Annotated in this window: 45 protein-coding genes; 38 read left to right on the top strand and 7 right to left on the bottom strand. The window is 36.0% G+C overall.

Features of this window, described 5'->3' with window-relative positions; translation table 11 throughout:
* Positions 1–56: 56 nt before the first annotated feature.
* Complete coding sequence (locus NOX80_RS03215; protein ID WP_256551892.1) at positions 57–758, top strand: CoA transferase subunit A; 702 nt, start codon at positions 57–59, stop codon at positions 756–758.
* 2 nt (positions 759–760) lie between these two features.
* Positions 761–1,420, top strand: a complete 660-nt coding sequence (locus tag NOX80_RS03210) for a CoA transferase subunit B (protein ID WP_256551891.1) — start codon at positions 761–763, stop codon at positions 1,418–1,420.
* Between the two features lie 98 nt (positions 1,421–1,518).
* Here the strand turns inward: NOX80_RS03210 and NOX80_RS03205 are convergent, their stop codons facing one another.
* From NOX80_RS03205 to NOX80_RS03175, 7 genes are all read right to left on the bottom strand, one after another.
* Positions 1,519–3,207 carry an ABC transporter ATP-binding protein gene (locus NOX80_RS03205; protein WP_256551890.1) on the bottom strand — a complete coding sequence of 563 codons (1,689 nt, stop codon included), beginning with the start codon at positions 3,205–3,207 and terminating at the stop codon, positions 1,519–1,521.
* A 14-nt stretch (positions 3,208–3,221) separates the two neighbouring features.
* The gene (locus NOX80_RS03200; protein ID WP_256551889.1) at positions 3,222–3,935 is read right to left on the bottom strand and encodes a 3'-5' exonuclease; all 714 of its coding nucleotides are present in this window, start codon (positions 3,933–3,935) and stop codon (positions 3,222–3,224) included.
* 20 nt (positions 3,936–3,955) lie between these two features.
* The gene (locus tag NOX80_RS03195; protein WP_256551888.1) at positions 3,956–5,113 is read right to left on the bottom strand and encodes a serine hydrolase domain-containing protein; all 1,158 of its coding nucleotides are present in this window, start codon (positions 5,111–5,113) and stop codon (positions 3,956–3,958) included.
* A 72-nt stretch (positions 5,114–5,185) separates the two neighbouring features.
* Entirely contained in the window at positions 5,186–5,656 is a 471-nt protein-coding gene (locus NOX80_RS03190; RefSeq protein ID WP_256551887.1) for a methylated-DNA--[protein]-cysteine S-methyltransferase, read from the bottom strand.
* A gap of 84 nt (positions 5,657–5,740) precedes the next feature.
* Positions 5,741–6,130 (bottom strand): c-type cytochrome, encoded by a 390-nt coding sequence (locus NOX80_RS03185; RefSeq protein ID WP_256551886.1) that lies wholly within the window; start codon positions 6,128–6,130, stop codon positions 5,741–5,743.
* A 4-nt stretch (positions 6,131–6,134) separates the two neighbouring features.
* Entirely contained in the window at positions 6,135–7,109 is a 975-nt protein-coding gene (gene hemB, locus NOX80_RS03180) for a porphobilinogen synthase (protein WP_256551885.1), read from the bottom strand.
* A 126-nt stretch (positions 7,110–7,235) separates the two neighbouring features.
* Positions 7,236–7,403: a hypothetical protein gene (locus tag NOX80_RS03175; RefSeq protein ID WP_256551884.1), complete on the bottom strand. Its 168-nt coding sequence runs from the start codon at positions 7,401–7,403 to the stop codon at positions 7,236–7,238.
* A 187-nt stretch (positions 7,404–7,590) separates the two neighbouring features.
* Between NOX80_RS03175 and NOX80_RS03170 the strand changes: the two genes are divergently transcribed.
* The 36 genes from NOX80_RS03170 (at position 7,591) to NOX80_RS02995 (ending at position 18,741) form a co-directional block, all read left to right on the top strand.
* Entirely contained in the window at positions 7,591–9,435 is a 1,845-nt protein-coding gene (locus tag NOX80_RS03170; protein WP_256551883.1) for a helix-turn-helix domain-containing protein, read from the top strand.
* Positions 9,436–10,306: 871 nt separating this feature from the next.
* The gene (locus NOX80_RS03165) at positions 10,307–10,501 is read left to right on the top strand and encodes a hypothetical protein (protein ID WP_256551882.1); all 195 of its coding nucleotides are present in this window, start codon (positions 10,307–10,309) and stop codon (positions 10,499–10,501) included.
* A 51-nt stretch (positions 10,502–10,552) separates the two neighbouring features.
* Complete coding sequence (locus NOX80_RS03160) at positions 10,553–10,738, top strand: class I lanthipeptide (RefSeq protein WP_256551881.1); 186 nt, start codon at positions 10,553–10,555, stop codon at positions 10,736–10,738.
* A 104-nt stretch (positions 10,739–10,842) separates the two neighbouring features.
* Positions 10,843–11,001, top strand: coding sequence for a class I lanthipeptide (locus NOX80_RS03155; RefSeq protein WP_256551880.1), 159 nt, complete (start codon positions 10,843–10,845; stop codon positions 10,999–11,001).
* A gap of 12 nt (positions 11,002–11,013) precedes the next feature.
* Positions 11,014–11,172, top strand: coding sequence for a class I lanthipeptide (locus NOX80_RS03150; protein WP_256551879.1), 159 nt, complete (start codon positions 11,014–11,016; stop codon positions 11,170–11,172).
* A gap of 12 nt (positions 11,173–11,184) precedes the next feature.
* The gene (locus tag NOX80_RS03145) at positions 11,185–11,361 is read left to right on the top strand and encodes a class I lanthipeptide (protein WP_256551878.1); all 177 of its coding nucleotides are present in this window, start codon (positions 11,185–11,187) and stop codon (positions 11,359–11,361) included.
* A gap of 210 nt (positions 11,362–11,571) precedes the next feature.
* Positions 11,572–11,727 (top strand): hypothetical protein, encoded by a 156-nt coding sequence (locus tag NOX80_RS03140; RefSeq protein ID WP_256551877.1) that lies wholly within the window; start codon positions 11,572–11,574, stop codon positions 11,725–11,727.
* Positions 11,728–11,821: 94 nt separating this feature from the next.
* A complete protein-coding gene (locus tag NOX80_RS03135) occupies positions 11,822–11,986 on the top strand; it encodes a class I lanthipeptide (RefSeq protein WP_256551876.1) in 165 nt (54 codons plus the stop codon).
* Positions 11,987–12,003: 17 nt separating this feature from the next.
* On the top strand, positions 12,004–12,180 hold the full coding sequence (locus NOX80_RS03130; protein ID WP_256551875.1) for a class I lanthipeptide: 177 nt from the start codon (positions 12,004–12,006) through the stop codon (positions 12,178–12,180).
* Between the two features lie 163 nt (positions 12,181–12,343).
* The gene (locus NOX80_RS03125) at positions 12,344–12,514 is read left to right on the top strand and encodes a class I lanthipeptide (protein ID WP_256551874.1); all 171 of its coding nucleotides are present in this window, start codon (positions 12,344–12,346) and stop codon (positions 12,512–12,514) included.
* 8 nt (positions 12,515–12,522) lie between these two features.
* Positions 12,523–12,684 carry a class I lanthipeptide gene (locus NOX80_RS03120; RefSeq protein WP_256551873.1) on the top strand — a complete coding sequence of 54 codons (162 nt, stop codon included), beginning with the start codon at positions 12,523–12,525 and terminating at the stop codon, positions 12,682–12,684.
* Positions 12,685–12,698: 14 nt separating this feature from the next.
* Entirely contained in the window at positions 12,699–12,866 is a 168-nt protein-coding gene (locus NOX80_RS03115) for a hypothetical protein (protein WP_256551872.1), read from the top strand.
* A 2-nt stretch (positions 12,867–12,868) separates the two neighbouring features.
* Positions 12,869–13,051 carry a hypothetical protein gene (locus NOX80_RS03110; protein ID WP_256551871.1) on the top strand — a complete coding sequence of 61 codons (183 nt, stop codon included), beginning with the start codon at positions 12,869–12,871 and terminating at the stop codon, positions 13,049–13,051.
* A gap of 13 nt (positions 13,052–13,064) precedes the next feature.
* Positions 13,065–13,244, top strand: coding sequence for a class I lanthipeptide (locus NOX80_RS03105; RefSeq protein WP_256551870.1), 180 nt, complete (start codon positions 13,065–13,067; stop codon positions 13,242–13,244).
* 141 nt (positions 13,245–13,385) lie between these two features.
* Positions 13,386–13,538, top strand: a complete 153-nt coding sequence (locus NOX80_RS03100; RefSeq protein ID WP_256551869.1) for a class I lanthipeptide — start codon at positions 13,386–13,388, stop codon at positions 13,536–13,538.
* Positions 13,539–13,556: 18 nt separating this feature from the next.
* Positions 13,557–13,715 carry a class I lanthipeptide gene (locus tag NOX80_RS03095; RefSeq protein WP_256551868.1) on the top strand — a complete coding sequence of 53 codons (159 nt, stop codon included), beginning with the start codon at positions 13,557–13,559 and terminating at the stop codon, positions 13,713–13,715.
* Between the two features lie 27 nt (positions 13,716–13,742).
* The gene (locus NOX80_RS03090; protein WP_256551867.1) at positions 13,743–13,910 is read left to right on the top strand and encodes a class IIb bacteriocin, lactobin A/cerein 7B family; all 168 of its coding nucleotides are present in this window, start codon (positions 13,743–13,745) and stop codon (positions 13,908–13,910) included.
* A gap of 292 nt (positions 13,911–14,202) precedes the next feature.
* On the top strand, positions 14,203–14,373 hold the full coding sequence (locus NOX80_RS03085; protein WP_256551866.1) for a class IIb bacteriocin, lactobin A/cerein 7B family: 171 nt from the start codon (positions 14,203–14,205) through the stop codon (positions 14,371–14,373).
* 15 nt (positions 14,374–14,388) lie between these two features.
* Positions 14,389–14,520, top strand: a complete 132-nt coding sequence (locus NOX80_RS03080) for a hypothetical protein (RefSeq protein WP_256551865.1) — start codon at positions 14,389–14,391, stop codon at positions 14,518–14,520.
* Positions 14,498–14,671: a hypothetical protein gene (locus NOX80_RS03075; RefSeq protein ID WP_256551864.1), complete on the top strand. Its 174-nt coding sequence runs from the start codon at positions 14,498–14,500 to the stop codon at positions 14,669–14,671. Before NOX80_RS03080 ends, NOX80_RS03075 begins: the two co-directional genes overlap by 23 nt.
* A gap of 71 nt (positions 14,672–14,742) precedes the next feature.
* Positions 14,743–14,907, top strand: a complete 165-nt coding sequence (locus NOX80_RS03070) for a class IIb bacteriocin, lactobin A/cerein 7B family (protein WP_256551863.1) — start codon at positions 14,743–14,745, stop codon at positions 14,905–14,907.
* Between the two features lie 26 nt (positions 14,908–14,933).
* On the top strand, positions 14,934–15,098 hold the full coding sequence (locus tag NOX80_RS03065) for a class IIb bacteriocin, lactobin A/cerein 7B family (RefSeq protein ID WP_256551861.1): 165 nt from the start codon (positions 14,934–14,936) through the stop codon (positions 15,096–15,098).
* Positions 15,099–15,123: 25 nt separating this feature from the next.
* Entirely contained in the window at positions 15,124–15,288 is a 165-nt protein-coding gene (locus tag NOX80_RS03060; protein WP_256551861.1) for a class IIb bacteriocin, lactobin A/cerein 7B family, read from the top strand.
* Between the two features lie 25 nt (positions 15,289–15,313).
* The gene (locus tag NOX80_RS03055; protein ID WP_256551862.1) at positions 15,314–15,478 is read left to right on the top strand and encodes a class IIb bacteriocin, lactobin A/cerein 7B family; all 165 of its coding nucleotides are present in this window, start codon (positions 15,314–15,316) and stop codon (positions 15,476–15,478) included.
* Between the two features lie 26 nt (positions 15,479–15,504).
* On the top strand, positions 15,505–15,669 hold the full coding sequence (locus NOX80_RS03050; protein ID WP_256551862.1) for a class IIb bacteriocin, lactobin A/cerein 7B family: 165 nt from the start codon (positions 15,505–15,507) through the stop codon (positions 15,667–15,669).
* Positions 15,670–15,695: 26 nt separating this feature from the next.
* Positions 15,696–15,860: a class IIb bacteriocin, lactobin A/cerein 7B family gene (locus NOX80_RS03045; RefSeq protein WP_256551861.1), complete on the top strand. Its 165-nt coding sequence runs from the start codon at positions 15,696–15,698 to the stop codon at positions 15,858–15,860.
* Between the two features lie 26 nt (positions 15,861–15,886).
* A complete protein-coding gene (locus NOX80_RS03040; RefSeq protein ID WP_256551861.1) occupies positions 15,887–16,051 on the top strand; it encodes a class IIb bacteriocin, lactobin A/cerein 7B family in 165 nt (54 codons plus the stop codon).
* A gap of 26 nt (positions 16,052–16,077) precedes the next feature.
* On the top strand, positions 16,078–16,242 hold the full coding sequence (locus NOX80_RS03035; RefSeq protein ID WP_256551861.1) for a class IIb bacteriocin, lactobin A/cerein 7B family: 165 nt from the start codon (positions 16,078–16,080) through the stop codon (positions 16,240–16,242).
* Between the two features lie 26 nt (positions 16,243–16,268).
* The gene (locus tag NOX80_RS03030; protein ID WP_256551861.1) at positions 16,269–16,433 is read left to right on the top strand and encodes a class IIb bacteriocin, lactobin A/cerein 7B family; all 165 of its coding nucleotides are present in this window, start codon (positions 16,269–16,271) and stop codon (positions 16,431–16,433) included.
* A gap of 26 nt (positions 16,434–16,459) precedes the next feature.
* On the top strand, positions 16,460–16,636 hold the full coding sequence (locus NOX80_RS03025; protein WP_256551860.1) for a class I lanthipeptide: 177 nt from the start codon (positions 16,460–16,462) through the stop codon (positions 16,634–16,636).
* A 67-nt stretch (positions 16,637–16,703) separates the two neighbouring features.
* Complete coding sequence (locus NOX80_RS03020) at positions 16,704–16,880, top strand: class I lanthipeptide (RefSeq protein WP_256551859.1); 177 nt, start codon at positions 16,704–16,706, stop codon at positions 16,878–16,880.
* Between the two features lie 66 nt (positions 16,881–16,946).
* Entirely contained in the window at positions 16,947–17,123 is a 177-nt protein-coding gene (locus NOX80_RS03015; RefSeq protein WP_256551859.1) for a class I lanthipeptide, read from the top strand.
* A 66-nt stretch (positions 17,124–17,189) separates the two neighbouring features.
* Positions 17,190–17,366, top strand: coding sequence for a hypothetical protein (locus tag NOX80_RS03010; RefSeq protein ID WP_256551858.1), 177 nt, complete (start codon positions 17,190–17,192; stop codon positions 17,364–17,366).
* Between the two features lie 69 nt (positions 17,367–17,435).
* The gene (locus tag NOX80_RS03005) at positions 17,436–17,615 is read left to right on the top strand and encodes a hypothetical protein (RefSeq protein ID WP_256551857.1); all 180 of its coding nucleotides are present in this window, start codon (positions 17,436–17,438) and stop codon (positions 17,613–17,615) included.
* 75 nt (positions 17,616–17,690) lie between these two features.
* Positions 17,691–17,861 (top strand): class I lanthipeptide, encoded by a 171-nt coding sequence (locus NOX80_RS03000; protein ID WP_256551856.1) that lies wholly within the window; start codon positions 17,691–17,693, stop codon positions 17,859–17,861.
* A 715-nt stretch (positions 17,862–18,576) separates the two neighbouring features.
* Positions 18,577–18,741 carry a class I lanthipeptide gene (locus NOX80_RS02995; protein WP_256551855.1) on the top strand — a complete coding sequence of 55 codons (165 nt, stop codon included), beginning with the start codon at positions 18,577–18,579 and terminating at the stop codon, positions 18,739–18,741.
* The last annotated feature ends 184 nt before the right edge of the window (positions 18,742–18,925 follow it).

The following is an 18,925-nucleotide window of genomic DNA, read 5'->3' as shown; positions in this document are numbered from 1 at the left end:
GCCTTTTTATAAAGGCGTTTTTTTTATATTTTTAACCAAAATTAAACAACCACAATATGATTAATAAAAAAGTGAGTAACGTGAAGGAAGCGTTACACGATATAAAAGACGGACAGACCATTATGTTGGGCGGTTTCGGACTTTGCGGAATTCCGGAAAACAGTATTGCGGAACTAGTGGAAATGAACGTTAAGGAATTAACTTGTATTTCGAATAATGCCGGAGTTGATGATTTCGGTTTAGGATTATTATTGCAAAAACGTCAGATCAAAAAAATGATCTCTTCATATGTTGGTGAAAATGCCGAGTTTGAACGTCAGATGCTAAGCGGAGAACTTGAAGTGGAATTAACACCACAGGGAACTTTGGCTGAAAAATGTCGTGCAGCACAAGCGGGTATTCCGGCTTTCTTTACACCGGCAGGTTATGGAACTGAAGTAGCCGAAGGAAAAGAAGTACGTGAATTTAACGGAAAAATGCATATAATGGAAGAAGCTTATAAAGCTGATTTTGCCATCGTAAAAGCATGGAAAGGGGATGAAGCCGGTAACCTTATTTTTAAAGGAACATCACGAAATTTCAATTCGTGTATGGCCGGAGCTGCAAAAATTACAATTGCTGAGGTTGAAGAATTGGTGCCGGCAGGAACTTTAGATCCGAACCAGATTCATATTCCGGGAATATTTGTAAAAAGAATCTTCCAGGGTGAGAAATATGAAAAAAGAATCGAACAACGCACAGTAAGACAAAGACAGTAATCATGGCATTAGATAAAATAGGAATTGCAAAAAGAATTGCACAGGAATTAAAAGACGGTTATTTTGTTAATCTTGGTATCGGAATCCCGACATTAGTTGCGAATTATATTCCGGAAGGAATCAGCGTAGAATTCCAGAGTGAAAATGGTGTTCTGGGAATGGGACCGTTTCCGTTTGAAGGAGAAGAAGATGCTGATGTGATCAATGCCGGAAAACAAACCATTACAACATTACCGGGTGCATCATTTTTTGACTCAGCTACCAGTTTTGGAATGATTCGCGGACAACATGTGGATTTAACCATCTTGGGTGCTATGGAAGTTTCGGAAAACGGTGATATCGCTAACTGGAAGATTCCGGGTAAAATGGTAAAAGGAATGGGTGGCGCTATGGATTTAGTGGCTTCGGCAGAAAATATTATTGTTGCAATGATGCACGTAAATAAAGCCGGTGAATCCAAAATCTTAAAAGAATGTACATTGCCGTTAACCGGAGTAAAATGTGTGAAAAAAGTGGTAACCGAATTAGCTGTAATCGAAATTACACCTAACGGATTTAAACTATTGGAAAGAGCACCGGGAGTTACAGTTGATGAAATTATTAAAGCAACGGAAGCCAACCTTATTGTAGAAGGTGATATTCCGGAGATGAAAATCGACTAATACAACCCCGTATTTTATAAAAAAGCCTGTTCGGTAAATCGAACAGGCTTTTTTATACCTGACAGGTTTTAAAACCTGTCAGGTATAAAAACTAGCTGCTAGTTTCCTTTTGGAATAGCAGCAATCAGTTTTTTAGTGTATTCTTTTTGCGGATGTGCATACAATTCGTCTGCATCACCGATTTCTTCGATTTGCCCTTTATTCATCACCAAAACCTGATCGGACATATATTTGACAACGGCAAGATCATGCGAAATAAAAATATATGTAAAACCGAAATTCTCTTTTAGTTCGTTCAATAAATTTAAAACCTGTGCCTGAACGGAAATATCCAATGCCGAAACCGATTCGTCACAAACAATAATCTTTGGTTGTAAAGCAATAGTACGGGCAATTCCGATCCGTTGTCGTTGACCGCCGGAAAATTCATGCGGGTAACGGTTAAAATAGTCTTCGCCTAGTCCGACTCTTTCCAGTATTTCAATTGTTTTTTGTTTGCGCTCAGCATCATTTTTATATAAACCATGAACCTGCATCGGTTCCATAATGGCTTTTCCTACCGGAATTCTCGGATTTAAGGAAGAATACGGATCCTGAAAAATAATCTGTATCTCTTTTCGAAGATTTCGTATTTCAGAAGAGGAAAGACGGGTAATATCCTGTCCTTTATAAAGTATATGACCGGCAGTTGCTTTATCTAACTGTAAAATAGCATTTCCTAAAGTTGATTTTCCGCAACCGCTTTCGCCGACAAGCCCCAGTGTCTCACCTTCATATATTTTAAAACTGACATCGTTTACCGCTTTAAAGGACGTTTTTTTTCCGAATAATCCGGCTGTAGAAAAATATTCTTTTTCTACATTCTGTACTTCCAGTAAAGGTTGTTGTGCGTATAGTTTTTTATGATTTTCGGCACGGATTTCATCCGTAATAATGGTGCTGTCGATTGTATTATTTAAAAAATCCTGAATCGTAGGCAGTTTTTTTACACGAAATTCCAATGACGGCCGGGAAGCAATCAAAGCTTTAGTATAATTGTGCTGCGGATTTTTAAAAATTTGTTGGGCATCACCCTGTTCTACAATTTCACCTTTATACATCACCAGTACGCGGTTTGCAATATCGGAAACCAATGAGAGATCATGTGAAATAAAGATAATACTCATTTTGGTTTGTTGCTGTAGTTCTTTTAACAGCTGTATAATTTCTTTTTGAACCGTCACATCTAAAGCGGTTGTGGGCTCATCAGCAATTAAAATTTTAGGCTTACAGGCGATAGCCATGGCAATCATTACGCGTTGCTTTTGGCCACCTGAAATTTGGTGCGGGTATTTGTCAAATATAATTTCAGGATTGGGTAATTTGACTTTTTCGAATAACGAAAGGACTTCCTGTTGGATTTCTTTTTGCGATAAATCGGTATGTTGCATCAAAATTTCGGCTACCTGAAAACCACATTTTAAGGAAGGATTCAGTGAACTCATCGGCTCCTGAAAAATCATTGCAATATCGTTACCTTTTAATTTTTGCCATTCTTTTTCTGATAAAGCAGCGATGTTTTTTCCGTTCAGTATAATTTCACCTTCACTTACTTTGGAAATCATTTTTGGGAGTAATCCCATAATAGCCAGTGACGTTACCGATTTTCCGGATCCGGATTCTCCGACAATCCCCAGTATTTCATTTTCATAAAGATCAAATTGACTGTTTTTCACAATCGGAGTCCAGTTTCCTTCTTTCCGGAACGAAACGGTTACATTTTTTATTTGTAAAAGAGGCTCTTTCATTACAGCAAAGGTAATTAAACAAAGATGATTTCATCTTCAATCAGCAAATCCTCACGACGAAATCGTAATAGAATCTGGGCAACGGCTATCACGTCTTTTTCACAATAATGAATAATCCGGTCAATATCTTTTTCAACATAATAAACGTGTCCGACCTGACTGCCGTCGATATCGTCTTTTGGCGACGGAATATGAAGAATATTCGTTAGTAATTTTAAAGAAGTAAAATGTTTGAAATCACCGAACTTCCATAATTCTAACGTATCCAAATGCGGGACTTCCCATGGTTTTTTTCCGAAAAGGTTTAATTTGGGAGGAATCGCAATTCCGTTAATAATCATTCGCCGGGCGATAAACGGGAAATCAAATTCCTTGGCATTGTGTCCACATAAAATATGTTGCGGTTGATTAAAATGATTAGCGAGTAAATTGCTGAAATCTTTTAGAATTTTAATTTCATCCCCAAAAAAGGAAGTAACTCTAAAGTGACGAACATCACTGCGTAAGGTAAAATAACCTACGGAAATACAGACAATTTTTCCGAATTCAGCCCAAATACCGGCCCGGTCGTAAAATTCTTCCGGAGTGAAATCGTCTTTTCGCTGATATTGTGTTTTCAGGCTGTAAAGTTCTTGTTTGATTTCGTCTAAGGCATTGAAATTTTCTTCTTCCGGAACAGTTTCAATATCCAGAAAAAGAATGTTCTCCAATCTGATTTTTTCTAACATGGCTTATATAATGTATTCAATTATTTTCTTTTATCAAGCATTTTATAGGCTTCGCCCACATAAACGTAAAAATCATTACTATGCGGATCGGTTTTGGTTTGCAGTCCTTTAAGATGACCCAATCGCACAATAATAACATTGTCTTCCGGAACCACAATAACAAACTGACCTAAATGGCCTCGCATATAGTACATTTTTTTTCCGAGATACTGATGTAGCCACCAACCATATCCGTATTCCGGAGATTCAGGAAAACGCGGCGTGATGGATTTGGTTACAAAAGTACTGTCCAGTAATTGTTTTCCGTTCCATTTTCCGTTCTGTTTGTATAACTTTCCGAAGCGGGCAAAATCCCGGGCATTGCTGGCAATACAACAATAGGCTTTTTCAATTCCATCCGGAGCATGATCCAGTTGCCATAGTGCTTCATTTTCTGCGCCCATCGGTTGCCAGAAACTTTCAGACATATAATCCGAAAGATATTTTCCGGTTGCTTTTTCGATAACCATTGCGAGTAATTCCGTAGCACCGCTAAGGTATTTGAATTTTTTTCCGGGTTCTTCATTAACGTCTAACCCGAGAATAACTTTTTTCAGATCACTGTCGAAGTAAGCGCGGGTAACAATGGAAAACGGACTGTAATAACGTTCATCCCAGCTTAACCCGGAAGCCATTGAAGACAGGTCGCCAACCGTAACATCTTTTGCATATTTTCCTTTTAATTCCGGAAAGAAATCCGATACTTTCTGATCTAAACTTTTAATTTTTCCATCCATTATTGCTTTGCCCAAACAAGCGGAAACAATACTTTTTGCCATCGAAAAAGAATTGGATTTCGAATCTTTTCCGTAGCCGTCAAAATAACTTTCGTGCCATATACTGTCATTTTTAATGATCAGGTAAGCAACGGTTTGTAATTCTTTATGGGTTTTATTCAGTGTTTCAGTAGCCGGGATACTGTTATAATCTTTGGCGATAGCCCAGGGTTGTGCAATTCCTTTTTTGATTTCCCGATTTGGAAAATCTTTATAGTCATCCAGGAAAGCGGTGGTATAGCCTTTAAAATAAATAGTTCTGACAGCACGAAGCAAATAATCGACATCGAAAATATACATCAGGATAATAATACCGGTCAGGATAATAATAAACCATAAAAGGAATTTTTTCAGGAATTTCATAAGCACGGAATTTGTAACGTATCTTACGAATTTAAGGAAATTATTGTTTGTTTTTTCGGTTTAGATGCGGATTTAAAAGAGGGTTTCTTGTTTTACCGGATTTTCGTGTTCCAGTAGCCATTTTTTGCGCCATAAGCCACCGGCATAACCGGTCAGTGAACCATCAGATCCGATTACTCTGTGGCAGGGAACGACAATCCATATCGGATTTTTTCCATTGGCTGCCGCAACTGCCCGAATGGCCTTTACATCACCCAGTTTTTTGGACAATTCAAGATAGGACATTGTTTTTCCGTATGGGATTTCAAGAAGTGCCTGCCATACTTTTTGTTGAAAGTCGGTTCCTTTTGGCGATAGCTTGAAAGTAAAGTCTTTTCGCTTCCCGTCGAAATAGTCATTTAGTTGCGAAACAACTTCCGAAAGATGCTCCGGAATGGTTTCCGAAATTTGTCCGTCGTTTTGTACTGATATGACCGCAACACCCGTTATGTCGCCTTCAATTTTAGCAATACCAAGGGGTGTTTTTATAAAAATAGTGTCCATGAGGTAAAGATACCGGTTTCGATTTTGGATTGCAAATCAAAAGATTATATTAAAAAACCGGCCTTTAGAACCGGTTTTTTTAAATTATTTTGCGTGACTTAAAATATACGCTTCCAATGCCACTAATTCTTCTTCCGGAAGATTTTTAGTGATGGCAAAATTGGTTTTCATCACGGAATATTGTGACGGATCAACAATCGGATCTCCTTTTTCTTTTAAGAAGTCTACGATACTGGCGCCTTTTTCTTTATAGATTTTAGCGATTTCCCGGATACTCGGTCCAATCACTTTCTGATCCGGTTTATGACAGGAATAACACATTCCTTTACCGTCAAAAACTTCTCGACCTAATTCCAGTGTTAGTTCGGCTTCCGTTTTTTTGACTTCCGGATATAATGCTTCTTTTTTTTCTTCTTTTTTGTTGCAAGCGGTCAGCATTGTAATGCAGCCCAAAATCAGTAGTGATTTTCTCATGGTATTATTGCATTAATTTAGCTGCTTCTTTGGCAAAATAGGTTGAAATAATATTAGCTCCGGCTCTTTTGATGCAATATAATTGTTCCATCATGATTTTATCGTGGTCTAACCAGCCTTTTTCGGCAGCTGCTTTAACCATTGCATATTCTCCTGAAACCTGATAAACGGCTACCGGTACGTTTACGGTGTTTTTTATTTCACGAACGATGTCCAGATAAGCGATTCCCGGTTTAACCATTACGATATCAGCTCCTTCTTCCACGTCATCCAAAGCTTCTTTAATGGCTTCAATACGGTTAGCATAGTCCATCTGATATGTTTTTTTATCGCCAAATCCGGGAGCACTGTCTAATGCATCGCGGAAAGGGCCATAGAAAGAAGAGGCATATTTAGCACTATAACTCATGATTCCGACATCGTGAAAGCCGCTTTGTTCCAAAGCCTGACGAATAGCAAGAACCCTTCCGTCCATCATATCGCTTGGCGCTACGAAATCAGCACCGGCTTCAGCATGACTCACACTCATAAGCGTAAGTGCATCCACAGTAGCATCATTCAGAATTTGCCCGTTTTCAACGATTCCGTCATGACCATAAATAGAATAAGGATCCAGTGCAACATCCGGCATTACAATCATTCCCGGAACAGCATCTTTGATGGCTTTGATGGTTTGTTGCATCAGTCCGTCTTTATTCCAGGCTTCTTTACCGGTATTGTCTTTTAAGTTATCGCTTACTTTTACATAGATATTAACGGCCTTAATACCCAAATCCCATAATTCTTTTACTTCTTTAACGGTAAGATCTAAAGAGCGACGATAGATTCCCGGCATTGACGGGATTTCGATTTTAACGTCTTTTCCTTCTGCCACAAACATCGGGAACATAAAATCATTAGGGCTTAATGAAGTTTCACGAACTAATGAACGAATAGCATCATTGGTTCTAAGGCGTCTATTTCTGTGTAATGGAAACATAATAACGTGTTTTTAGTGTGTTGCAAATTTAGGCATTTCAACCGGCATGTTGTATGTTGTAAATTGCATTACAATAAGTTTAACACATAGTCAAAAAAAAGAGCCTCAATTGAGGCTCTTAGTATACTAATCAGGTCTTGTGGGATGTGTTGTCGGACACAGTAAGGAATAGATTCCGCTTCGGTCCGGATCGGTAATATTATTACCGCCTTTTATTTTGGAACAGTCGCTTTTTGATAGTTCAACAATTGATGTTTTTTTGAACTTCAGTAAATTGTTTTTTGTAGTTTTCATGGTCTGTGGGTTTTTATTGTTGATTCAAAACTAGATCTAATTGCCTGATTATCAAAGTGAAGATTCCCTAAATTTATAAAAAAAACACACCTTTTGACTTTTGTAAACAATTGCGAGTCAGTTTGTTATAAAAAAAAATTCTAATTAAAAAAAACACTATTTTTGTTATATAAAAACCTGTTAAAATATGTTGCTTTCCTTATCAAAAAGAGTTTTTCTTTGTGCTTTTCTATTGGCTTTTCAGTCGGTTTTAGCTACAGATACAAAGAATCAGTTAAAAGACTCTATTCAGAAATATATTTATAACAACCCGGCACTTGCTAAAAAATACATTCATCGTTATCTTTCGATCAGTGAGAAACAAAAAGAAGACAACGATGTAATTATTGCTTATAATTATTTGGGCTATGTATGTATGACGCTATCGGAAACGGATAGCGCATTTTATTTTTGCGATAAGGCGATTATCAAGGCTTATGGAGCTAATAACCAAAATCTGGTATTGCGGGCTAAGATTAATAAGGCAAGTTTATTGTATCAGACGTATAATTTTGAGCAGGCATTACTATTATATAACGAGGCATTACAACTGGCTAATAAATTAAAAGATTCGTATAGTGTAAGGAGTATCAGTATCAGCATTGCGAATATAAAGTATGAGATCGGGAAGCACAGTGAGGCCCTGGCTGTTTTTAAAAGATACCTGAATAGTGATATTTCAAAACCTGAACTTGCCTCACTTGAGCTTAAAATTGCAAAGGCCTATCTGAAAATGAACCAACCGGATTCCTCTATGATTTATATCAAAAAAGGATTGGAATATTGTAAGCAGGCTAATGATAAGGAATTAGAAGTTTATTTTCTGAATGTAAAAGGATTGAGTTATCTGAAGAAAAAAAATTATAACCAGACCGAACAAATACTAAATGATGCCTTGCAAAAATCGGTGAAGATTAAAAACAAACGGATTGAAGCAACGGTTATGTTAAGTCTTGCCGGATTAATGAGTGAGCAAAAAGAATATAATAAATCAAACCAGATACTCAAATCAGGACTTTCTAAACAGGATAAATCAGAATTTGCACCGGAAGAACTTACGGACTATTATAAACTACTGGCAGAGAATTATAAGGCTGTAGACAGTATCGGGCAATCGAACTTTTATTATCAGAAGTTTATTGATGAAAATTCTAAAAAATCGGCTAAAAAGATCGGAACGATTGAAGATTTGCATAAAATTGATCTAGAAAAGATAGACCAGGAAAAAACGGATGAGGTCAAACAAAAAAATATTCTGATTGTTGCGGTTTTATTATTGATCGGCTTTTTAGGGTTCTTTTATTTTAGAAGTAAAAGGAATGACAGAGTTAATCAGGAGAAATTTGATATTCTAATCGGTAAGATTAATGATTTTGAAGCAAAAAAATTATTAGAAGAACAAGAGAAACCGGAAAAAAGTCCGTCCAAAGAAGAAATATTGGAAAGTCAACTGATTCCGAATATAACAATCAGTAAAGAAGAGGATATCATTGAACCGGAAGAAGCGGATAAGATGTCGGAAATGCCTGAAATTAAGGAAGTAGCCTTTGAATCAGAAGAAGGAGAAGAGCTTATTGAAGATGTTGTCCCAGCTGACGGAACATTTATTATAAAAGATGAAAGGGTTAATGATATTCTCGAAAAATTAGAAAAGCTTCAGGAAAAGAAATACTTTTTAAGACAAGATTGTACACTTCATAGTGTAGCCAAAAAATTAAAAACCAATACGGCCTATCTGTCCAAGATTGTAAATAATGAATTGGGTAAAAGTTTCAGTACCTATATTAATGAGCTTCGTATTAACTATGTTATATTGGAATTAAAAAATAATTCTAAACTTAGAGCTTACTCGGTAAGTTCGATTGCAGATGAGATCGGATATAAAAGTTCGGACTCTTTTACCAAATATTTTAAGGCTGCAACCGGTATTACACCCTCCATTTACATCAAAAAAATAGAAGAAATGAAGCATAAGGAAGAAAGTGTTTTATAAAATTATATTTTTTATAACAAACTGATTATTAGTATTTTAAACCTTAAAATGATGCCTGTTTTTTTATAAAAATAGGCATTGTTTGTTTGTGGGAGAGAAAAAATAGTCCTTACTTTGTCCTGTTGATGAATGAGAAATGAATGATATTTGATCATAGCATTTCAAAAACATTAACGGATGGGTTTTTAGGTAGCGAAAGTATTTCTAATATGAGTAGCTACTCAAAAAACACAAAAAAATAAAACAGAGCGTGGAAGGCCCTGTTTTATAGAATGAATTACAAAACGAAATCCAACAAATTATAGGTTGGAGTATCTTTACAAAGATAACTTTTTATTTATTAAAGCCAAATTTTGATAAAAAAAGTTCCCTCCTTTATAGAGACCCACTCACTCCCTTCTTTCGTTGGTACATTTTAAACCCTTAACCGGGAATGGTCTGATTCCGATACTATTTGGAATCGGAATGAACAAAATTTATTCAGGCATTACACACGTCTTAAAGGTTTCGAAATAAGCAACCGAAAAACAGCGCTATTGTAAGCCGAAAATAAATGGTACACCATGAAGAAATGAAAATTACTTCATTCCTGTGGATGTAAAAAGAATGCAATTTAAAATAAGCCATGAAAACGAAAAAAATGATCAGCCCTTCTCGATTTAAAAGAAATACAATCGTAGAGCTGAATGACGAGACAGTACAAGAATCCCGATTTTATGCTTCTATGAAGCGATTTTTTAGCGCTGTGGCCCAATTTTTTACAGCCAAGCCTAAGAAAAAGCAATAACAGGCAAATCCGATTCCTCGTGGTTATGTTTTTATTCAAAAGTATTTTGAACAGACTATCTATTAACTAAATAAAACGAGAATTATGAAAAATCAAAGAACTACTATGCTGTTCTTCTATAAAAGTTCCCTGGTTGAACTTAACGGTGAAGAATTACAAGGTGTTAACGGCGGTACAAGTGTACTGCAAAACAACAGTCCAATAAGTTGCACTTTCTGTGTCAACTCCAGTAAAGGTCATTATGTAGATGAATTTAGCCCTATGGCCGGACCGCTATAATAGCAAAACAAACATGCAAATCAATTTTTAATCAACCTTAATACTTAAATCATGAAAAAAGAAAACAAAAGCGTACTTACTTTTAAGAAAAGTTCAGTTGCAGAATTAGATCAAACAGCAATGAGAAATATTGCAGGTGGTGGAACAACCATTATTCAAGATCAAACTACAATTATCTGCGGCGACTGTATTCCGGTTCCGGGACCAATCAGAACGATTATTAAACTAGCACAATAATAGTACTTTAAGTATAAGGGAAAATCAGGACATACTGGAAATATAATCAGATACGACTGGTTTTTCCTTTACAAAACAAAATCTAACCTAAAAAAATAAACAATATGAAAACGACAAAAAACACCAACCGTTTAGCTTTTGCTAAAAATGCAATTGTAGAATTAAACGACAGTCAGTTACTAAATGTAAACGGCGGATCAATGGATGCAATTATTAACTATATCGGCGATAAAATCAAAGATATGATGAAACCACAAGTATAAAACTGCAATAGTATGAAAACGACAAAAAACACCAACCGTTTGGCTTTTGCTAAAAATGCAATTGCTGAATTAAACGACAGCCAGTTACTAAATGTAAACGGCGGATCAATGGACGCGATTATCAATTATATCGGCGACAAGATCAAAGACATGATGAAGCCGCAGGTATAAAACGGGATTGTCATGAAAACACACAACAAAATCAACAAATTGGTATTTGCGAAAAATGATATCGCAGAACTAAATCATCTCGAAATGCTGGAAATAAATGGCGGATCCACTATTATGGGTGGTGAAACCTGTACCGGATGTGTCTGTTTATCAGCTATCCGTACCATAATGCAGATTGAGGCATTGTAATAAAATCCCCTTTTCTTAACTGTTTTTTCCGAATGTGAGCAGCAATACGCTGTTTGGCAACAGGATAATTATGGCCGGAAATGAGGAAACCGAAAAAACAACAAAATAAAAAAGGAATCCGTGATAAGGAACGATTCAACCTGAAATAAGATGGAATCACCGTTGCTATAATGCGGAAACCATAACCTAAACTAAAAAAACACAAGTATCATGAAAACACAAGAAACAAATAAACTGGTATTTAAAACAAATTCAGTAGTAACATTAGACAACGCTGTAATGCAAAACGTAATTGGTGGTGCTACAACTTTCGTATGCGGAGAGTGTGTGGTTGTGACAACCCGCATCAACAATGCGATCAACTAAAAAAACAGCTGTAATCCCGTAAGATTACCTGTTTACTTCCTACAGATCTTTAAAAAGAACGGTAGAAAACGGATTAACCTTAAAAAAAGCAGTTATGAAAAAACAAAATGTAACAAAGCTGGAATTTCAGAAAATGGCCCTGGTTGAGTTAAACGAACCCAAAATGGCAGCCATTATCGGAGGGACGGTAACGCTTGTAGGCGGAACATCGCTGGTGTTAATCACGATGCACACGGCTATCAATAAAGTAGCGCAATAATAGTCAAAAAGCGACTTATGAAAACAGCAAAAAACAACAAACTTTCATTTGAAAGAAACGTTATAGCAGAATTGGATTTAAATGCCATGAAATCGATCATGGGCGGTGCTGATACAAACGACGGACCCACAACTTTTATCTGTGGTGATTGTGTAGTCGTAACACGTCAGCTAGGACATCTGAATCATTTGTAATCATCAGAGAGCGATAGCAAACGGGCTTACAACCCGATGATAAGAAGGGAATAAAAGGTTGCAATGAAGCAACGCGAACCATCATGTCCGTTTGCCGGAAGCTCTGGAGATTGTATAACATAATCCTGCGATTAAAAAGTTTTAACCTTAAAAATATAGAATCATGAAAAAACAAATGAACACAACACTACAGTTCAGCAAAAATTCATTGGTTGAACTAAATGAGCAAAAAATGAGCGCTATCGCCGGCGGAACCGGAAGTACCATCTTTGTAGGGACAACTTCACTGATCGTCTTGACCACCGGATCAGGATATGATATGACATTATTGTAATCGGGATTATGAAAAAAGAAACTAGCAACCGACTTGCGTTTGATAAACGATCGATAACCGAGTTAAATGATCAAACTATGACCGCTATTGCAGGAGGAACATTGACACCGTCAAGTACTTCCCTGATTACGATGACATTCCAAACGATTACTGAAAAATTTGAAAACTAAAAAAACAGAATAGTATGAAAACAACTACATCAGATAAATTGTCTTTTAAAAGACAGTCCGTAATAGAGTTAAGCGAAACAACATTAGCTGCAATTAACGGAGGAGGTGAATCAATTGCTGATTTTATGCCGATATCCACTTGTTTATGTCCAATGATTACAAGAATAACCCGACAGCTTTAATTATGAAAAACGCAAACAACAATACACTTCATTTTAAGAAAAATGATGTTACGGAACTGGACATGGAATTCATGTATCATATCGCAGGTGGCGGTGATACAAATAATGAACAAACCACATTGATCTGCGGAGACTGTATACTGCTTCCCGGACCGATACGCAATATCACAAAATTTCAACCTTAAAACTATAAAAACGATGAAATCACAAAACGCAAACAGTAAATTGGCTTTTGCCAAAAATTCAGTAGCAGAATTAAACCCTGCTGAAATGATGACAGTTAACGGAGGATCAACAATTGTTGGCGGGGAAACTTGTTCCGGATGTGTATGCCTTCCGATTCTAACTGTAGTAAGAGATTTGGCGGTATTAGCCTAATTCGCTTCCGGCTCTTTCTTTCCTGTCCGGAGGAGTAATAATCACATTTAACATATTATCCAGATAATAGGTAATGGAAATTGTTTTTTCCACTTGCACAGGAACCGCTATGCCCAATAGTAACCAATAAAAAAGAAAAATATGAAAGCAACAAATCTACAAGAAAAACTGGCTTTTACTAAAAGTGTATTAGTAGAGCTTAATGATGTTCATCTAAATGAAATCAATGGCGGAACATCCACTTATGTACCGATATCCATTTTTACAAGAATGATAGCAGACGTAATTCTTTAACCTTTAAAACTATACCCTATGAAAACGCAAAACACCAACAAACTGACTTTCTCTAAAAATGCTTTAGCGGAGTTAAACGACAATCAGTTAAACGAAGTACAAGGTGGTTCTTCGGCAGTTCTTACAGGAACAATCGCAATTTCTGTTGCTATGGCCATTTACTATGAGTGGATCTAAAAATTAATAACTAAAAAAACAAATATCATGAAAACGCAAAACGCAAACAAATTAGGTTTTAACAAAAACACTTTAGTGGAATTGAACGACAACCAATTACAGGATGTAAACGGAGGTTCATTATTAATATCGATCGCGGTAGCAGCAGGTGGTGCCTTAATCGGAGCCGGAATTGCTTACCTGGTACATAAATAAAAAGCTATGACAAGCAATTTTACCGACGATATATGGATGATTCTTGTTTTTCTGATAGCACTTTACGTCGGATATCAGATCACCCGGGACATTTTGACCCGAAAAAAACAAGGAAAAACAATTGAAAAATAATCCGGAATTCAATTCAGACACAGGTTTGAGTTGATGAACTGATCGATGGTAAACGGGACGATCTTTTGAGTTGAGATTATCCTGTAAAAATTGAAATAGCAACGGAGTTTCCTGAAAATCCGGAATAGAGTAAGGGTAAATCAATAAATCAAGTACAATTATGAAAACGCAAACTGCAAACAAATTAGGCTTTGACAAAAGCACATTAGTAGAGTTAAACGATTCTCAACTACAGGATGTAAACGGTGGATCCTTATTAATATCAATTGCTGTAGCAGCAGGAGGAGCTTTAATCGGAGCCGGAATCGCATATCTGGTACATGCTAAATAATTAAATAATAGCGCTATGGAAAAATATTCTTTTAAAAAACTGGCAGTGATTTTTGTTTTTCTGTTATCCGTTTACACCGGATATACGATAACAAAAGATGTTATCACTAAAGAGAAGCAAAATCATGAAAGCACCAGCACAAAATAAACTGGACTTTAAAGCTTCTACAGTAACCGTGTTGAACAATTCACAAATGATGAATGCAGACGGTGCTATACTGGTACCATGCCTGGGATTTGCAATGTATGTGATTGCATTAGGCTATCATACGACTAAAAATATTCTCCAGGCTGGATAATACTATAATAAAACAGGAGTCTCCCGAAAATCCGGAACAGAGTAGGGATAAATCAATAAATCAAATAAATCATGAAAACACAAAACGCAAACAAATTAGGTTTTAACAAAAACACATTAGTAGAGTTAAACGATTCTCAATTACAAGATGTAAACGGTGGATCCTTATTAATATCCATTGCTGTAGCAGCAGGAGGTGCTTTAGTAGGAGCCGGAATCGCTTATCTATTATCATAATTACTTAACCTTAAACTATAACCAACATGAAAACGCAAACTGCAAACAAATTAGGCTTTGACAAAAGCACATTAGTAGAATTAAACGATTCTCAATTACAAGACGTAAACGGTGGATCCTTATTAATATCAATCGCTGTAGCGGCTGGAGGAGCTTTAGTAGGAGCCGGAATCGCATATCTATTATCATAATTACTAACCTTAAATCATAATCAACATGAAAACGCAAACTGCAAACAAATTAGGCTTTGACAAAAGCACATTAGTAGAATTAAACGATTCTCAATTACAAGACGTAAACGGTGGATCCTTATTAATATCAATCGCTGTAGCGGCTGGAGGAGCTTTAGTAGGAGCCGGAATCGCATATCTATTATCATAATTACTAACCTTAAATCATAATCAACATGAAAACGCAAACTGCAAACAAATTAGGCTTTGACAAAAGCACATTAGTAGAGTTAAACGATTCTCAATTACAAGAAGTAAACGGTGGATCCTTATTAATATCGATTGCTGTAGCAGCAGGAGGAGCTTTAGTAGGAGCCGGAATCGCTTATCTATTATCATAATTACTTAACCTTAAACCATAATCAACATGAAAACGCAAACTGCAAACAAATTAGGCTTTGACAAAAGCACATTAGTAGAGTTAAACGATTCTCAATTACAAGAAGTAAACGGTGGATCCTTATTAATATCCATTGCTGTAGCGGCTGGAGGAGCTTTAGTAGGAGCCGGAATCGCTTATCTATTATCATAATTACTTAACCTTAAACTATAACCAACATGAAAACGCAAACTGCAAACAAATTAGGCTTTGACAAAAGCACATTAGTAGAATTAAACGATTCTCAATTACAAGATGTAAACGGTGGATCCTTATTAATATCGATTGCTGTAGCAGCAGGAGGAGCTTTAGTAGGCGCCGGAATCGCTTATCTATTATCATAATTACTTAACCTTAAACTATAACCAACATGAAAACGCAAACTGCAAACAAATTAGGCTTTGACAAAAGCACATTAGTAGAATTAAACGATTCTCAATTACAAGATGTAAACGGTGGATCCTTATTAATATCGATTGCTGTAGCAGCAGGAGGAGCTTTAGTAGGCGCCGGAATCGCTTATCTATTATCATAATTACTTAACCTTAAACTATAACCAACATGAAAACGCAAACTGCAAACAAATTAGGCTTTGACAAAAGCACATTAGTAGAATTAAACGATTCTCAATTACAAGACGTAAACGGTGGATCCTTATTAATATCAATCGCTGTAGCAGCAGGAGGAGCTTTAGTAGGCGCCGGAATCGCTTATCTATTATCATAATTACTTAACCTTAAACTATAACCAACATGAAAACGCAAACTGCAAACAAATTAGGCTTTGACAAAAGCACATTAGTAGAATTAAATGATTCTCAATTACAAGATGTAAACGGTGGGTCTTTATTAATATCGATTGCTGTAGCAGCAGGAGGAGCTTTAGTAGGAGCCGGAATCGCTTATCTATTATCATAATTACTTAACCTTAAACCATAATCAACATGAAAACACAAAACGCAAACAACAAATTAGCTTTTAATGCTTCAACTGTAACCGAGTTAACCGATTCACAAATGATGAATGTAGACGGAGCAACAACAGTACCATGTGTAGGAGTTGCCGTAGCCTCAATTGCATTAAGCTATAACATTTCGAAAGCAATCTTTGCTGCTGACTAATAATTCAAATCGGGAGTAATCCGAAAATCCATAACAGAGTAGGAATCAATTAATCAAACCATTTATTATGAAAACACAAAATGCAAACAACAAATTAGCTTTTAATGCTTCAACTGTAACCGAGTTAACCGATTCACAAATGATGAATGTAGACGGAGCAACAACAGTACCATGTGTAGGAGTTGCCGTAGCCTCAATTGCATTAAGCTACAACATTTCGAAAGCAATCTTTGCTGCGAACTAATAAGTTATCTGGGAGTGATCCGAAAATCCATAACAGAGTAGGAACCAATTAATCAAACCATTTATTATGAAAACGCAAAACGCAAACAACAAATTAGCCTTTAATGCTTCAACTGTAACGGAATTAACCGATTCACAAATGATGAATGTAGACGGAGCAACAACAGTACCATGTGTAGGAGTTGCCGTAGCCTCAATTGCATTAAGCTACAACATTTCGAAAGCAATCTTTGCTGCGAACTAATAAGCTAACCGGGAGTAATCCGAAAATCCCAGATAGAGTAGGAACCAATTAATCAAACCATTTATTATGAAAACGCAAAACGCAAACAACAAATTGAATTTTACAGCATCAACTGTAACGGAATTAACGGATTCACAAATGATGAACGTTGACGGAGCTACTTCAGTACCATGTGTAGCTGTATCTATCGCTTCTATCAAGTTGAGCTACGATATCTCTAAAGATATTTTTGCAGCAAACTAATTAGCTGTGAACCGGGAGTAATCCGAAAATCCTTAATAGAGTAAGAACCAATTAATCAAACCATTTATTATGAAAACGCAAAACGCAAACAACAAATTGAATTTTACAGCATCAACTGTAACGGAATTAACAGATTCACAAATGATGAACGTTGACGGAGCTACATCAGTACCATGTGTTGCAATCTCAATCGCTTCTATCAAGTTGAGCTACGATATCTCTAAAGATATTTTCCAACAGGCTGAGTAATCGGATTGCCGATTCAAAGGGGAGTAATCCGAAAATCCATAACAGAGTAGGAACAATTCAACCAAACCAATAATTATGAAAACACAAAACGCAAACAACAAATTAGCCTTTAATGCTTCTACCGTAACCGAATTAACGGATTCACAAATGATGAATGTAGACGGAGCGACTACTGTACCATGTGTAGCTGTAGGTGTAGCATCAATTGCACTTAGCTATAATATCAGTAAAGATATTTTTAAATAATATCCGAATTAGGGTAGATGAATAAAAGGCTGTAAAAACAGCCTTTTGTTATTTTATATGGGATTGAAAATAGAAATTAGCCGACTTATAAGCCTTTATGAAGCCCTTTTTAAGGGAATTTTTAAATTGTTTTTTTATAGTGATTTTTAAATGTAAAGTACTGGTAATTAATCTTTTTGAATTCGTAAAAAGAGTGTGTTTTTTATAAAAATAGGTATTGATCGTTTGTGTGGAATAAAAAAACGATATTTCTTTGCCCTGTTGATAAATGAGAAATATGATTGCTTATTGAAACACATTTCAAAACAACAACGAAGTGTTTTTGTCAGATACTCCGGATTCTTAATTTAAGTCGTAACGAACAATAATTAAAATCGGAAATGATAATCAACACGATACAAACTTCCCTCTTAATAAAGTAATTCCTCCTTCAATTATTGCTTAGTAGTCTAGCTATTAGTGTGTAAACTTAGTTTCAAAATAGCGGTATATAGTAAGCAATAGACTTTATTAACAATTACGACTGCCCTTTTAAATTTTTGTACGATTTAAATACGGCGATTTGTAAAGTTTAAGCCCCCTTTATTACGACACAAAGGTTATATACTGAATAGTGTAAACTTTTTAAAATAATATGGACAAGCGCGCGTAAAGTTCAGGCAGGAGTAACCCGAAAATCCTTAAAAGAGTAGGACAGTTTTAAATATAATTTATCATGAAAAAGCAAAATGTAAATAAATTGGCTTTCCAAAAATCGTCTTTAGTAGAATTAAATGACAATCAATTAAACGCTGTAAGCGGAGGGACATTGTTTACTCTTATAACACTTGCAACAACAGTTCTGGCTCCGGCAACTATTACGCTTGCAGGAAAACACTAATAATCCATCAAAAATACTTTAGGATAATCTCAAAATAAGTTTAGCATTATAGTAAAACTGTAGATAGATTATTCTAAAATATTCTGAAAAATGTTCTGCCGTTTTTTGAAAAGACGGTAGGGCATTTTTGTTTTTAAACGGGATAAATACCGAAAGAATGAGTTGTGTTCGAATTATAATGAAT

This window comes from Flavobacterium cerinum (assembly GCF_024496085.1).
GTDB lineage: Bacteria > Bacteroidota > Bacteroidia > Flavobacteriales > Flavobacteriaceae > Flavobacterium > Flavobacterium cerinum_A.
The sequence above is the reverse complement of the archived record's forward strand: the minus strand, read 5'-3'. Positions and strand labels throughout refer to the sequence as shown.